The organism is Bradyrhizobium sp. 23AC (genome assembly GCF_054863025.1).
The window spans coordinates 223,423-237,039 of sequence record NZ_JAVAYN010000006.1 but is presented as its reverse complement, the minus strand read 5'-3'; the positions used below and the strand labels follow the sequence as shown (position 1 = coordinate 237,039).

14 protein-coding genes are annotated in these 13,617 nt (G+C 64.0%); 4 read left to right on the top strand and 10 right to left on the bottom strand.

Annotated elements, in window-relative coordinates:
* Positions 1 to 4 precede the first annotated feature (4 nt).
* The 6 genes from RAD10_RS17040 to RAD10_RS17015 form a co-directional block, all read right to left on the bottom strand.
* Positions 5 to 1,294 carry a M20/M25/M40 family metallo-hydrolase gene (locus RAD10_RS17040; protein ID WP_461618432.1) on the bottom strand — a complete coding sequence of 430 codons (1,290 nt, stop codon included), beginning with the start codon at positions 1,292 to 1,294 and terminating at the stop codon, positions 5 to 7.
* A gap of 275 nt (positions 1,295 to 1,569) precedes the next feature.
* A complete protein-coding gene (locus RAD10_RS17035; RefSeq protein ID WP_461618431.1) occupies positions 1,570 to 3,225 on the bottom strand; it encodes a TRAP transporter large permease in 1,656 nt (551 codons plus the stop codon).
* 26 nt (positions 3,226 to 3,251) lie between these two features.
* A complete protein-coding gene (locus RAD10_RS17030) occupies positions 3,252 to 3,833 on the bottom strand; it encodes a TRAP transporter small permease subunit (RefSeq protein ID WP_461618430.1) in 582 nt (193 codons plus the stop codon).
* A gap of 170 nt (positions 3,834 to 4,003) precedes the next feature.
* Positions 4,004 to 5,023, bottom strand: a complete 1,020-nt coding sequence (gene moaA / locus RAD10_RS17025) for a GTP 3',8-cyclase MoaA (RefSeq protein ID WP_461618429.1) — start codon at positions 5,021 to 5,023, stop codon at positions 4,004 to 4,006.
* Between the two features lie 108 nt (positions 5,024 to 5,131).
* The gene (locus RAD10_RS17020; protein WP_461618428.1) at positions 5,132 to 5,626 is read right to left on the bottom strand and encodes a hypothetical protein; all 495 of its coding nucleotides are present in this window, start codon (positions 5,624 to 5,626) and stop codon (positions 5,132 to 5,134) included.
* A gap of 156 nt (positions 5,627 to 5,782) precedes the next feature.
* The gene (locus RAD10_RS17015; RefSeq protein ID WP_461618427.1) at positions 5,783 to 6,457 is read right to left on the bottom strand and encodes an HAD family hydrolase; all 675 of its coding nucleotides are present in this window, start codon (positions 6,455 to 6,457) and stop codon (positions 5,783 to 5,785) included.
* A gap of 169 nt (positions 6,458 to 6,626) precedes the next feature.
* Between RAD10_RS17015 and rpiA the strand changes: the two genes are divergently transcribed.
* Genes rpiA through gor form a run of 3 tightly spaced genes read left to right on the top strand, consistent with a single transcriptional unit; the run spans position 6,627 to position 9,329 of the window.
* On the top strand, positions 6,627 to 7,352 hold the full coding sequence (gene rpiA, locus RAD10_RS17010) for a ribose-5-phosphate isomerase RpiA (RefSeq protein WP_461618426.1): 726 nt from the start codon (positions 6,627 to 6,629) through the stop codon (positions 7,350 to 7,352).
* Positions 7,353 to 7,354: 2 nt separating this feature from the next.
* Positions 7,355 to 7,894 carry a DUF2059 domain-containing protein gene (locus tag RAD10_RS17005; RefSeq protein ID WP_461618425.1) on the top strand — a complete coding sequence of 180 codons (540 nt, stop codon included), beginning with the start codon at positions 7,355 to 7,357 and terminating at the stop codon, positions 7,892 to 7,894.
* Positions 7,895 to 7,940: 46 nt separating this feature from the next.
* On the top strand, positions 7,941 to 9,329 hold the full coding sequence (gor, locus tag RAD10_RS17000; protein ID WP_461618424.1) for a glutathione-disulfide reductase: 1,389 nt from the start codon (positions 7,941 to 7,943) through the stop codon (positions 9,327 to 9,329).
* A gap of 8 nt (positions 9,330 to 9,337) precedes the next feature.
* Here the strand turns inward: gor and RAD10_RS16995 are convergent, their stop codons facing one another.
* Positions 9,338 to 10,477: a hypothetical protein gene (locus RAD10_RS16995; RefSeq protein WP_461618423.1), complete on the bottom strand. Its 1,140-nt coding sequence runs from the start codon at positions 10,475 to 10,477 to the stop codon at positions 9,338 to 9,340.
* 376 nt (positions 10,478 to 10,853) lie between these two features.
* Between RAD10_RS16995 and RAD10_RS16990 the strand changes: the two genes are divergently transcribed.
* On the top strand, positions 10,854 to 11,162 hold the full coding sequence (locus RAD10_RS16990; RefSeq protein WP_461618422.1) for a hypothetical protein: 309 nt from the start codon (positions 10,854 to 10,856) through the stop codon (positions 11,160 to 11,162).
* Between the two features lie 13 nt (positions 11,163 to 11,175).
* On the opposite strand, the gene RAD10_RS16985 is transcribed toward RAD10_RS16990, so the two are convergent.
* From RAD10_RS16985 to RAD10_RS16975, 3 genes are all read right to left on the bottom strand, one after another.
* Positions 11,176 to 11,361, bottom strand: coding sequence for a hypothetical protein (locus RAD10_RS16985; RefSeq protein ID WP_461618421.1), 186 nt, complete (start codon positions 11,359 to 11,361; stop codon positions 11,176 to 11,178).
* A 62-nt stretch (positions 11,362 to 11,423) separates the two neighbouring features.
* On the bottom strand, positions 11,424 to 12,653 hold the full coding sequence (locus tag RAD10_RS16980; protein ID WP_461618420.1) for a carboxylate-amine ligase: 1,230 nt from the start codon (positions 12,651 to 12,653) through the stop codon (positions 11,424 to 11,426).
* A 19-nt stretch (positions 12,654 to 12,672) separates the two neighbouring features.
* Complete coding sequence (locus RAD10_RS16975; protein ID WP_461618419.1) at positions 12,673 to 13,500, bottom strand: class II glutamine amidotransferase; 828 nt, start codon at positions 13,498 to 13,500, stop codon at positions 12,673 to 12,675.
* Positions 13,501 to 13,617: the final 117 nt, after the last annotated feature.

Sequence of the window (13,617 nt, the reverse complement as noted above, 5' to 3'; positions counted from 1 at the left end):
GCCCCTATTTCAGCTTGCCCGTGGACAGATCCATGATCATGCGTGTGGCCAGATACAACCGCGGCACGATGCTGTTGATCTGCACATATTCGGCGTCGTTGGAGTGCGCACCGAAGCCCGACAGGCCCATGCCCTCCACTACGGCTCCACTGGTCTTCAGCGCGGCAAACGCTGCGTCTGTGCCACCCCCGGTCGCCTTCTCGTCGACCTTGAGGGACATTCCGAGCTCCTGATAGATCGTCTTGCCGTAGGCCGCCACGCGGCGTGAGGCCTCGTTGGCCTCTAACGGCGGGCGACGCACCTCGAACTTCAAATTGACCTTGGAGTCCGGCAGCAGGCGATTCTTGATCTTGTCCTGCAGCGCCTTCTCCAACTCGTCGAAGTCGGACACCTTGAGCGCGCGTGCATCGGCCTGGGCGGTGGCGTCGGCAGGGATCACGTTGCGGTTGGTGCCTGATTTGGAGACCGTCCAGTTCAGCTTCAGGCCCTGCTCCGGCTTGGACAGGTCCTTCATCTGCAGAACCTGGTGCGAGAGCTCGTACAGCGCATTCACGCCGCCCTCCGGCCGTGCGCCAGCATGGGAGGACTTGCCCTGCACCGTGAGATAGGCCGAGCCGATGCCGCTGGTGGCCAGGCGCAGCGTGCCGTCGGTGCCGCCGCCTTCGAACGAGAACACCGCGTCCTGATCAGAGGCGAATTTGGTGATGGTGCTGCGCCAGCCGGGGGAGGAGATCTCCTCGTCGCCGTTCGTGAGCACCGTGAGCGTGCCGTAATCCCTGAAGGCCAGCTTTTGCAGCAAGGCCACGGTGTGGAGAATGAGCGCGACGCCCTGCTTGTCGTCGGCGATGCCGAGGCCATAGGCCTTGTCGCCGTCGATGCGGAACGGCTGATCCTTCAGCATGCCCTTCAGGTACACCGTGTCCATATGGGCGATCAGCATGATCTTTTTAGTTCCCGTGCCCTTGAACACGGCGTGCACGGCCGGCCCGATCTTCTCGGGCGTGTCGTCGAGGCGATAGATGTCGGTGGCTTGCAGGATCTCCACTGTGCCGCCGAGCTGCTTGAGCTGACCGGCAACGCGCTCGGCGATCTGGTTCAGGCCTTCGATGTCCTTGCTGCCGGATTCGAGGGCAACGAGATCACGCAGCGTATCGAGCAGCGGCTGCTGCTCTTTCTGCGCCAGCGCGTGAACATCGGTGACCGGCTCGGCCCGCACCATCGTTGCGGCACAGGTCAGCCAGAGTGAGGCGATCAACGGGCCAAGGACTGAGCGAGCAGTGTGCAATCGGGGCATGAGCGGCCATCCCTAGGGCTGAGGATGGCCCGGTATGCCTCCGTTTCCGGTGCTTGTCACGCGCGGTGTACCCTCTCCCCTTGTGGGAGAGGGTAGCTTCGCGAAAGCGAAGCCGGGTGAGGGGTATCTATCCCCACGAGCAGTGTCGCGAGGGAGAGAGCCCCTCATCCGGCGCCGTAGCCGAAGCTGCGCTTCGGCGTTCCTAGAACGGCGGCCGAGGCCGCCTATGCCACCTCTCCCACAAGCAAGGGGAGAAGGAAGAAAGCGCGCCGCCGCTACTTCGACGGCGGTCCGAGATCCAGCGGCGGCAGCTCGATCTGCGGCACCTCGATCTTGATCGTGTTGGGATCGATGTTGGACTGCACGCCCTTGTAGTGCATGACCATCGACGGGAACGCGATCACCAGGCCGACCATGATCATCTGGATGACAACGAATGGCACCGCGCCCCAATAGATCTGGCCCGTGGTGACCGGTTCCATCCGCTTGCCGGTGACGCGATCGGTGTATCGCTCCTTCGGCGCGACCGAGCGGAGATAGAACAGCGCAAAGCCGAACGGCGGATGCATGAACGAGGTCTGCATGTTGACGCCGAGAATGACGCCGAACCAGATCAGGTCGATGCCGAGGTGCTCGGCCGCAGGTCCCAGCAGCGGGATCACGATGAAGGCCAGCTCGAAGAAGTCGAGGAAGAAGGCGAGCACGAACACGAACGCGTTGACGAAGATCAGGAAGCCGATCTGGCCACCGGGCAGCGAGGTGAGCAGGTGCTCGACCCAGACGTGCCCGTTGACGCCGTAGAAGGTGAGCGAGAACACGCGGGCGCCGACCAGGATGAACACGACGAAAGCCGACAGCTTGGCGGTCGATTCCGTGGCCTGCCGGATCAGGTCCCAGCTCAGCCGCCGCTTCGCGGCACCGAGGATGAGGGCGCCGGCGGCACCCATCGCGCCGCCTTCGGTCGGCGTCGCGATGCCGATGAAGATCGTGCCCAGCACCAGGAAGATCAGGAACAGCGGCGGCACCATGACGAAGGTGGTCTGCTGCGCCATCTTCGAGAGGAAACGGAAGCCGGTGAGCTTGTCGATGACCCAGTTCACCACGGCGACGGCGAAGGCGAAGATGATGCCGCAGAACATGCTGAGCACGACGTAATCGGCACCATGCACGGTCGAATTGCGCATCATGAACCAGCCGAACACGCAGCTCGCGAGGAACAGCATACCGAGCGAGCCGAGGCCGCGGCTGCCACTTTCCTCGCGGAAGCCGATGGCTTCCTTCGGCAGGCCCGGGGTGGCCTTCGGGAAGAACATGCTGACGAGGAAGGCGTAGAGGGCGTAGAGGCCGGCCAGCACGAGACCGGGGATGAAGGCGCCTTCGTACATGTCGCCGACGGACTTGCCGAGCTGGTCGGCCATCACGATCAGAACGAGCGAGGGCGGAATGATCTGCGCGAGGGTGCCGGACGCGGCGATGACGCCGGCGGCCACGCGGCGGTCATAGCCATAGCGCAGCATGATCGGCAGCGAGATCAGACCCATCGAGATCACGGACGCGGCGACCACGCCCGTCGTTGCGGCGAGCAGCGCGCCGACGAAGATCACGGCATAGGCGAGGCCGCCGCGGATGGTGCCGAACAATTGGCCGATGGTGTCGAGCAGGTCCTCGGCCATGCCCGACCGCTCCAGCACCAGTCCCATGAAGGTGAAGAAGGGAATGGCGAGCAGCGTGTCGTTGTTCATCACGCCATAGACCCGCTCCGGAAGAGCCTGGAGGAAGTCCGGGCGGAATTCGCCGAGCTCAATGCCGACGATGGCGTAGAACAGGCCGACGGCGCCGAGCGAGAATGCCGCGGGGTAGCCAAGCAAAAGCATGACGACCAGCGACGCGAACATGATGGGCGCCATATTGGCGATGATAAACGCGGTCATGATTCCCCCTAAACCGTCGCCAACGGCTATTTCTTGTCGATCGCTTCGACGAGATGCTCGACTTCCGCCTCCAGCGCCGACACCTGGGATTCATGCGGGTCCGGAATCATTCCGCGCATGACGGCAATTCGCTTGATCAACTCGGAGATGCCTTGAACGAGCAGGAAGGCGAACCCGATCATGATCAGGGATTTTGCGGGCCATTGCGGCAAACCGCCGGCATTGCCGGACTGCTCGTTGATGTGGAATGAGCGCTGGAAGAACGGCACGCCCGTGATGATCATGACGATGCAGAGCGGAATGAGGAAGAACAGGTGACCGACCACGTCGATCAGGTTACGGACCGTCTTCGGCAGCGCGTTGTTCACGATGTCGATGCGGATGTGCTCGTTGTCGAGCAACGTCCAGGGCGAGCACAGCAGGAACACGATGCTGAACAGCACCCATTGCAGCTCGAGCCATGAATTGGAGGAGGTGTCGAACGTCTTGCGGATGATCGCATTGACCGCGGAGATGATGACAGCGGCCACGATCAGCCACGCCAGGCGTTTGCCCGTCCAGCGTGTGAACGCGTCAATCCCTTGGCTCAGCTTCAGGAGCGCTTGCAACGATAGGTCCTCCCCGATGGCGTGCCCCGGCCGTTTTGACTGCGCCGAAGCGGGCGCGTGGCTTGTCTCGCCGCGCAGGCATGAGGCTGCCGCACCAAACCAGCGGCCGTGCCGCCCGTCAATTGGAAGTTTGTTGATAGTTAAGGGGAATAAGGCCGCAGCCGAGGGTGTCAACCGCCGGTGACGCTCATGTGCCTGGAGACGCTGGGACGGTCGTGGCGGCGGTCGATGATGAAATCGTGGCCCTTGGGTTTCAGGCCGATGGCGCGGTCGATCGCATCCGCAAGCAGCATGTCGTCATCGGATGCACGCAGAGGTTTGCGCAGATCGGAGGCATCCTCGTGGCCGAGGCAGGTGTGCAGCGTTCCCGTGCAGGTAATACGAACCCGGTTGCAGGATTCGCAGAAATTATGCGTCATCGGCGTGATGAAGCCGAGCTTGCCGCCGGTCTCGGTGACGCTGACATAGCGGGCCGGACCTCCGGTGCTCTCCGCTAAATCCGTCAGCGTGAATTGCTGGGCGAGGCGGGCGCGCACCAGCGACAGCGGCAGATACTGGTCGATGCGGCCCGAGCCGATCTCGCCCATCGGCATGACCTCGATCAGCGTCAGGCCCATGCCCTTGCTGTGGGCCCAGCGCATCAGGTCGGGAAGCTCGTCCTCGTTGAGGTTCTTCAGCGCCACCGCGTTGATCTTCACGGCAAGTCCTGCGGCGCGCGCGGCCTCGATGCCTTCCAGCACCTTGTCGATCTCGCCCCACCGGGTGATCTCGCGAAACTTCTTGGGATCGAGCGTATCGAGCGAGACGTTGATGCGGCGCACGCCACAATCGGCGAGCTCGCTTGCGTGTTTCGCAAGCTGGGTGCCGTTGGTGGTCAGCGTCAGCTCGTTCAGGGCGCCGCTCGACAGATGCCGCGACAGCGAGCGGACCAGCGTCATCACGTTGCGCCGGACCAGCGGCTCGCCACCGGTGAGCCGCAGCTTCTTGACGCCCTTGGCGATGAAGGCCGAGCAGAGCCGGTCGAGTTCCTCCAGCGTCAACAGGTTCGCCTTGGGCAGGAACGTCATGTCCTCCGACATGCAGTAGAAGCAGCGCAGGTCGCAGCGGTCGGTGACCGAAACGCGCAAATAGCTGATGGTCCGCCCGAACGGATCGGTCATCGGGGTGGACAGCGCGGCGGATCCGTTCATGCGAGAGGCCTTGTCACTAACGGCGACGAGCGCACCTTGGCTTCAGCGGTGCTTGAGACCCAATCTAAGCATTGGAAGCGACGAGGACAATCGGGTGGTATACGTAGGTCATCGCCTGCCGGCGTGCGGATCGGGGAACGGTGAGCCCGCGGCCGTTGCGGCCTCAGTCGGTGCCGCGGCAGGCGCGGCGGCGGCCGGTTTGGGCTTCCTGGGCCGGTGCGGCTTGCGGATCGGTTTCGGCGGAGTGGCCGGCTGGAGTTCCGCAAACACCGGATTCGGGTCGGTGGCCACCGAGGCCGGGGTGGTGAAATCCCCGGGATTCTTTATCACGTTCACCGGGACGCTCGCCGGCTGGTACTTGGGCAGCGCGAAAGCGACCGTAAACGGGGCCTCGGGTGCGGGAACCGAGACGGAGCAGGGTGTCTTGCAGCCCGGCCCGAGCGAGGTCGTGGCGTCGGCACCTGGCGGGTTGGATTCGATTCGGACCTGGACGGTCGGCGGGGCCGATTTGAACATGTCCCAGGACATCGAGGAGCAGCCACCAAGACTTGCCGCTCCCAATAGACTCGCTCCGGCTAACGCAACCGCAATGACACGACGCATGACCCATCCACTTCAACTGCGACGAACCGCCACATAACCCCGCGCGGACCTTAGGAGCGTCGTCTGGGGCAGGCAACCGGCGGGCTGCGCATAGTTAGTGGATGGTTAGCGCGGGGTCTCGCGGAATACCGAAGCGATATCAGTATCTTGATGAGGTCATGTCGTCATTAGGCTGCTGGCGGCGGCGGGCAGGTCACGCATGTGATGGATCAGCCGGTCCGGCTTCAGGTCGGCGATCGGCACGTCGGTGTAGCCAAAACTAACCCCGATCACCGGCACTCCGGCCCGGCGGGCCACCCCGACATCGGTTCCGGCATCGCCAACCATGATGCTGGCTTTGACCGCTCCGCCGGCGCGCGCCACCGTTTCACGAAAGATGGTCGGGTCGGGCTTCTGGACGCCAAAGGTGTCCGCGCCGCAGATCGCCGCGAAGCGGCGACTGAGGTCGAACTCGTCCAGCAGCCGCTTCGACAGCCATTCCAGCTTGTTGGTGCAGACGGCAAGGCGATGGCCTTGCGCGGAAAAATGGTCCAGCGCGGCCTCGAGCCCCTCGAAGGGCCGGGATTCGACCGCGATATGATCGGCGTAATAGGCGATGAAATCCGCGGTCATCCGGTCCATGTCGGCGGGCGTGACGGTGCGGCCCTCGGCCTCCAGCCCCCGCTCGATCAGCTTGCGGGCGCCGGCGCCGATCATGTTGCGGGCCGAGGCCATCGGCACCGGCGGCAGCCCTTCGCGGTCGAGCACGTGATTCAGCGCGGTGATCAGGTCGGGCGCCGTATCCACAAGCGTGCCGTCGAGATCGAAGACGATGGTGTGAGGGGAGGTCATGGTCCAAGCGCTACCGGCCCGGCCAGGTCAGTGCAAGGGGCGGCGCCATAAGATCAGCTTATAGCCTGGTTCCCCAGACCCTGTTCTCCGGCGGAAAACGAGGCTACATAGGCCGCCGAAAGCGGCCACGATCGGCGGCACATTCGAGACTTCAGAGGCGGGCGCAAACGTGAATATGGACCAGTTGAAGCGACAGGCCGCGGCGCGCGCGCTCGAGGAGGTGCGGGACGGCATGCAGCTCGGGCTCGGCACTGGCTCGACGGCCAAGCATTTCGTCGAGCTGCTCGGCGAGCGCGTCGCCGCCGGGCTCAAGGTGATCGGCGTGCCGACCTCCGAGGCGACTCGCCTCGATGCGACGCGGTGCGGCGTGCCGCTGACCACGCTCGACGAGATCGACCATCTCGACATCACCATCGACGGCGCCGACGAAATCGATCCCGCGCTCAACCTGATCAAGGGCGGCGGCGGCGCGCTGCTGCGCGAGAAGATCGTGGCAGCGGCCTCGGATCGCATGATCGTGATTGCAGATGACACCAAATGGGTGCCGACGCTCGGCAAATTTCCGCTGCCGATCGAGGTCATCCCGTTCGGCCTTGGCGCAACACGCCGTGCGATCGAGAAGGCATTTGCCCAATGCGGCGTTTCCGGGCAAATGGCGGTCCGAAAGGCCAAGGGCGGGGACAAGGATGGCCACGTTTTCGTCACCGACGGCGGCCACTGGATCGTCGATGCCCAGCTCGGACAGATCGAGGATCCTGCCCGCCTCGCCAGCGCGTTGAGCGCGATCCCCGGCGTGGTCGAGCACGGGTTGTTCATCGGCTTGGCCAGCTCGGCTGTTCTGGCGGGCGGCGAGGGAATTCGCGTGATTGAACGGCGTAAGCCGAAAGGAGACTAGGAATGAAGTGCGTTTTGAAGTTTTTGCCGGCTGCGACCCTCGCTGTGGGACTGGCCCTCTCGGTCGTCCCGGCCGCCGCGCAGCAGGCGCCGAAGGCTGGCGCCGCACCCGCCCAACCCAAAGCCTCGCCTGCGGCGATCGCGGCGGCCAGGGAGATCCTGCAGATCAAGAACGCCACCGCGATGTACGCGGGCGCCGTGCCTGGTCTGGTCGAGAAGACCAAGATCGCGCTGACCCAGCAGAACCTCAACTACCAGAAGGATCTCAACGAGGTCGCCCCGATCGTCGCCCAGCAGCTGCAAGGCCGCCAGAACGAGATCGGCGAAGGCATGGCGCAGATCTATGCCAGCGAGTTCACCGAGCAGGAGCTCAAGGATCTCGTCACCTTCTACAAGTCGCCGCTGGGCAAGAAGCTGATCGATGCCGAGCCGCGCGCCATCGGCCTGTCCATGGCCTTCATGAACTCCTGGGCCCAGAACTTCGCCGAGACCGTGATGGGAGCCTTCCGCGCCGAGATGCGCAAGCGTGGCAAGGAGATCTGACAGACACTATCTGATCAGGACTTCCAGATAGGGGTCGGAGTGGACAATGGCTGAATTCGACGTCGACCTCTTCGTCATCGGTGGCGGCTCGGGCGGCGTGCGTGCCGCCCGCATCGCGGCCGGTTATGGCGCCCGCGTGACGATCGCGGAAGAGTACCGCATGGGCGGGACCTGCGTGATCCGCGGCTGCGTGCCGAAGAAGCTGCTCGTGATCGGCTCGCATTTTCGCCACGAGCTCGAGGACGCCGCAGGTTACGGCTGGACCGTTCCGCCCGCCAGCTTCGACTGGTCGACGCTGATCGCCAACAAGGACAAGGAAATCGCGCGGCTGGAGGCGGCCTACACCGCCAATGTCGAGAAGTCAGGCGCGCAGATCGTCAAGAGCCGCGCGGTGATCGAGGACAAGCACACCGTCCGTCTGCTCGAAAACGACCGCAAGATCACCGCAAGATACATCCTGATCGCTACCGGCGGCGCGCCCAACCACGGCGCCTCGATTCCCGGCATCGAGCACGTGATCTCCTCCAATGAAGCGTTCCATCTGAAGAAGCTGCCGAAGCGGATCGTGATTCAGGGCGGCGGCTACATCGCGCTGGAATTCGCCGGCATCTTCGCCGGCTTCGGCTCCGACGTCACCGTGATCTATCGCGGCGACAACATCCTCCGCGGTTTTGACGAGGATGTTCGCACCCACGTTCGTGCCGAGATGGAGAAGCAGGGCATCACCATTCTCACCGGCTGCACTGTGAGCAAGGTCGACCGCCACGGCGATGAATTCACCACGCATCTGTCGAACGGATCGAGCATCGCCTCGGAGCAGGTGATGTTCGCGATCGGCCGCCATCCGGCCGTCGCCAATCTCGGGCTCGAGAACGCCGGCGTTGCCATTAATCCTGCGAATGGCGGCATCGCGGTCGACCATTTCTCCAGGAGCTCGGTCGACAGCATCTACGCGATCGGCGACGTCACCCATCGCTTCAACCTGACGCCGGTCGCGATCCGCGAAGGCCACGCCTTCGCCGACACCGTGTTCGGCAAGCGCGAGGTGAAGGTCGACCACGCCAATATCCCGACCGCCGTGTTCTCGCAGCCGGAGGTCGGCACCGTTGGTCTGACCGAGACCGAGGCGCGCGCGCAGTTCAGTCACGTCGACATCTACAAGACCTCGTTCCGCCCGATCAAGGCGACGATGTCCGGCCGCGACACCCGCGTGCTGATGAAGCTCGTGGTCGATGGTTCGACCGACCGCGTGCTCGGCTGCCACATCGTCGGCGATGCCGCCGCCGAGATCACGCAAGCCGTCGCGATCGCGGTGAAGATGAAGGCGACCAAGGCCGATTTCGACGCGACCATCGCGCTGCATCCGACCGCAGCCGAAGAGCTCGTCACCATGCGCACCCCGACCGCGCGCCACGTGCGCCAGGCCGCGGAGTAGGGCGTCTCCTAGGCGTAGAGATATCCGACCGGCTTGCCTTCGGTGCGCAGCGGACGAATGTCTTTCTGCGTGATGATCTGGCCGGCGAGACCGTCGATCTCGTCGCGCTGCGTCGGCGTCCAGCCGCGAAGGTCGTCGATGCCCCTGAGAAGGCCGAGCCGGAGCACCTGCGTGTTCTCGCCGACCGCAATGAGGCTGATCGAGCTCTTGCCTGCGGTCACGACGTCGCCGGCCGCGAGCTCGAAGATCTCGCCCGCCTTGTTCTTGAATTCCGCCGTGCCGCGAATGACGCGATAGATCACGACCTCGCCCTTGGCGAACGAGGCGGCGTCCGCGGATGCCGATGTCCTCTTCGGCAGAAGCGACCGGCCGCACGGATCGGTTGCGATGATATGGCCGGTGACGAGCTGGCCGCTCGGTGCCTCGATGCCGATATCGCGCACGTAAACGGGCAGCGCCGATTTGATCGAGCCGTCGCCAAGCGGCTTGAACAGTGCATCCAGCGCCAGCGGATCCTGAAGCCAGAAGCCGGCATTGGCCGGGCGATCGTGCAGCGGATGGCTCCAGGCCACGCGCGGCGTTTCGGCTTCGTTGATCTGATCGGGACCGACGATGGTGGGATTCGGAAAGGTGGTGGGATCGGTGATGAAGGCTTCGAGGAATTTGCCGGAATAGCCCATCGAGACCGGATCCGGCACCACCGTCTGCGGCGTCTTCAAATTCTCTTCGGTTGGCAAGCCCGACCAGGTGTAGAACAGCTGGCGATGCACGATCGCGCTTTGCAGCATCACCGCGCCGGGGCCGACATTGTAGAAGCGCCCGTCATAGTCGAAGGTGAAAGCGCCCGAAGTGACCAGCACGAGCTGAAAGCCGCCCGGTGGAAGATGCAGATGGAAATCGGTGGGACCGGTGTCGGGACGGTAGATCGGCAGATTGGTCGCGACTTCGTGGAGCAGGAAGGTTTCGTTGTTGGCGTGAAAGCCTTCATTGGCGCGATTGTAGAGCGCTTGTGGACGATACGTCGCCTCGAACTTCGCATTCCGAGCGCGATCGATTGCGATGAAGTCCTGCGTGTTGAGGCGGAGCGGCGCGCCATTCGGATGGGTGAGGCCGGTCGTCTTGAGATCGCCCGCAGCATGCACGTTCATGACGTTCTCCGCTCTGCGCCGTTGCTTCGCTTGCACCGTCATTGCGAATTTTGGGCCAGTTGGTTTGCGAAGCAGCAAGCGGGCCTGGCGCCGCGATGCCGGCGTGCCCGTTCGGGAAAAATCCGGTGGCTGCACGGGAGGTTAGATCGACGGCTTGTTCTGATCGTCGGACGCGTGCCAGGGACGCGCGTCCGGCGCAGCGAGGGGACCTGTCTAATTTGTCGGCAAGCCCCGCCAGTGCGCGTGCAGCGGCGCAGGTGCCAGATCGGTCCGATGGCGCCTTCGGGATTTAGCGAAAGCGTCGCGATCCGGCACGGCGGCGATTGACAGGTTGTTCATGTTTTGTTCTTATGCTGCGACCGAGATGGAGGCCGCCATGGACAACCGTATCAACGAAATCCGCAGAACCATCAGAGCGCTCCGCGTCAGCATGCGCGAAGCGGAAGCGATCATGCATGAGCAGATCAACCGCGACGAGGATTGCGGCTTCGTGGCGCAGGAAGTCATCAAGATGCGCTCGGTCATGAGCCTGCTCGTGAAGGAGCGGATCGCGCTCGGCGACCACGAGCCGATCGTCGTGAACAATTTCTTCATCCCGCGGCGCCGGCCGACGCGAAAGCCGGTCGCGGCTCTTTCACCGACCGTGGATTCCGTGTTCCGTCCGCGTGTGGTGGCGCGGGTTTGACGCAGAGGGCGGCTCAATCAAAAGCGTGAGGCGCGGCCCGATCCGGCTTGCCGGCCGGGCTGTCAGCCCACTTTGCCATTTCCATGGCCTGGGCGTCGACGCCCTCGCACCAGAAGCAGCTTGGCCGCGCGCGGCCGTTCTCGGACAGGATCGGGACCAGGCTGTGGCCGCAACCGGCGCACCAGGCGATGTCAGTCATGCATTCCCCCACGGCGTGGCAATTCAGAAATGACGTTCTCGTCCGCGAAGCTTGCGCGGGCGCTATGACGGCGCTGGAGCACTGCGCCCGATGGGCGCGCTGGTTCCTGAGATCGTCGATGTAGCGATCCATCGTGACACGGCTGCGATGTCGTCGCCGTTTTCGCGATAGGCGCGAAGCTGGAATTCGGCCGAGCTGCCGCGGTCCACAATAACGCGGCAATGCTCGATCTCGGCGGTGCAGCCCAGCGCGTCCGCGTCCCCGGCGGTGTCGTCGATGATTCGAGAGAGCATCTCCGAGATCGTGACCGGTCCGTCTCTGGAGGCGAAGATGCAATCGGTGCCGTAGCGCTGGGCTCGCCATTTGTTCTCCACCGCGATTGCGCGTTCGACCGCGGTGACCCCTTTGGACAGATCGGGCCGCAGATAGAGGTGGCGCGTCAGGCAGCGATAGAGCGAGGCGATGGCGACGGCGTCGTCGACGAAGGTGCAGGTGTCGGGCGCACGAAGCTCGAGGGTCGGATGCCGCATCGACGGGCGCATCGCCCACCAGATGTGGCTCTCGTCGGGAATCACGCCGGAGCGCTGCAACGCGCCGACATAGTCGTCGTAATCCTGCCGGCTCACGAACAGTTCGGGCAGGCCGGTGCGCGGCAGCTCGGAATAGGCGGCGAGACGGTAGCCCTTCAGTCCGGTCTTGTGCGAATTCCAGAACGGGGAGGACGCGGACAGCGCGATGAACAGCGGCAGATGCGGCAGCATCGCCCGCATCACTGCCATGCGCTTCTCGGGATCGGGCAGCTGGACGTGCACATGCATGCCGCACATCATGTTGCGATGGCCGATGCTGCGGAGATCCTCGATCATCTCCTCATAGCGCGGTTTCGGGCTCGGCTGCGACATGCGCCAGACCGCGGTCGGGTGCGTGCCGCAGGCCATGATCACGAAACCATATTGCGCGGCGACGGTGGCGACTTCGCGCCGCAGGAAGCGAAGCTCTTCGCGGGCGTCGTTGACGTCGACGTGGACGTTGGTGGCGACCTCGAGCTGGGATTGCAGCATCTCGCGCATGGCCTGGCCGCCGGTCGACCAGTTCGCCGATTCGAACAGCTCGTTCGGAGTCTGGATTGCGACCTCGAAGCTGCGGCGGTCGGCCAGGAAGTACTCCTCCTCGATGCCGAAGGAATATTCAGCTGCCTTGGCCCCGCCGCCGGCAGAGCGAATGACCCGGTGCTGCTTGTCACCCGAGGAATCGAGGCGCAGCAGTTTCAAAACGTCCGAAGTAGATGTCATTGGGCACCCGGCAAAGACATTACCTGCGGGCGATAATCCGTCTGACGGGGGCGGGTTCCGCGTCGCACTCACCGGAAATTGCAACCTCGAACGGAACAATCTTCACGTTTTCGGACGCGCGGGCGATCAGCGCGTGATTTGGCAGCACTTCGGTCCAGTCCGATTCCTTGTCGAAGGGTTCGGACACGACGATGACCTGGCCGCCGTCCTCCCGGTAATAGAGCGTATTTGCGGCGTCGTTGACCGCAACTCGAAACGCATAGAGATCCCGGCCGTTGGCGATCGCACTGGTGAAGCGCAGCCGTTCGCGCAGCTGGCCTTCATTGACGAGGCCGACGAGGGCCTGCAGCACGCGCCGCGTCGCTCCAAGCGGATCGCTGTCGAGGCCGGCGCCCATCATCGCCAGGAACACGGCTTCCGAGTCGGTCGTGCCCAGCCGCGACGGATAATAAGCATCGGGGATCAGCGCCTCGACCTTGCGCCGCAGCCGATTCCAGCTCCCGACGAAACCGTTGTGCATGAACATCCAATGGCCGCAGGCAAAGGGATGGCAGTTCTGCCGCGTCACCGCCGTGCCGGTGGCGGCGCGCACATGGGCGAAAAACAAATGCGAGCGCAGATGCCGGCAGAGGTAGCGCAGGTTTTCGTCCGACCAGGCTGGGCGGGTCTCGCGATAAAGGCCGGGCTCCGGATGCTCGCCGTACCAGCCGAGACCAAAGCCGTCACCGTTCGAGCCCGCCGTGGATTGCAGCGAGCGGATGCTTTGCGCGACCAGCGAATGTTCGGGCTCGGTGACGTAAGGCTCAAACGAGGTGGTCTCGCCTCGGTATGCGATCCAGCGGCACATGGGAGTTCCTGTGAGGCGGCGGATGGGTTGTGAGCTGCACTAACCGACGTGCCGGCCTCGTGGTTCCCGGCGCCAGGCAGCGATCACCAGAGCCGAGTTCAGTGTTACGATACGGTA

Excerpts from the sequence above, each read along its gene's own strand:
- gor (WP_461618424.1), top strand. The coding sequence starts at position 7,941 with ATGGCTGAATTCGACGTCGACCTCTTCGTCATCGGTGGCGGCTCGGGC.
- RAD10_RS17035 (WP_461618431.1), bottom strand. The coding sequence starts at position 3,225 with ATGACCGCGTTTATCATCGCCAATATGGCGCCCATCATGTTCGCGTCG.
- moaA (WP_461618429.1), bottom strand. The coding sequence starts at position 5,023 with ATGAACGGATCCGCCGCGCTGTCCACCCCGATGACCGATCCGTTCGGG.
- RAD10_RS16990 (WP_461618422.1), top strand. The coding sequence starts at position 10,854 with ATGGACAACCGTATCAACGAAATCCGCAGAACCATCAGAGCGCTCCGC.
- RAD10_RS16980 (WP_461618420.1), bottom strand. The coding sequence starts at position 12,653 with ATGACATCTACTTCGGACGTTTTGAAACTGCTGCGCCTCGATTCCTCG.
- RAD10_RS17020 (WP_461618428.1), bottom strand. The coding sequence starts at position 5,626 with ATGCGTCGTGTCATTGCGGTTGCGTTAGCCGGAGCGAGTCTATTGGGA.
- RAD10_RS17005 (WP_461618425.1), top strand. The coding sequence starts at position 7,355 with ATGAAGTGCGTTTTGAAGTTTTTGCCGGCTGCGACCCTCGCTGTGGGA.
- RAD10_RS16995 (WP_461618423.1), bottom strand. The coding sequence starts at position 10,477 with ATGAACGTGCATGCTGCGGGCGATCTCAAGACGACCGGCCTCACCCAT.
- RAD10_RS16985 (WP_461618421.1), bottom strand. The coding sequence starts at position 11,361 with ATGACTGACATCGCCTGGTGCGCCGGTTGCGGCCACAGCCTGGTCCCG.
- RAD10_RS17015 (WP_461618427.1), bottom strand. The coding sequence starts at position 6,457 with ATGACCTCCCCTCACACCATCGTCTTCGATCTCGACGGCACGCTTGTG.
- RAD10_RS16975 (WP_461618419.1), bottom strand. The coding sequence starts at position 13,500 with ATGTGCCGCTGGATCGCATACCGAGGCGAGACCACCTCGTTTGAGCCT.
- RAD10_RS17040 (WP_461618432.1), bottom strand. The coding sequence starts at position 1,294 with ATGCCCCGATTGCACACTGCTCGCTCAGTCCTTGGCCCGTTGATCGCC.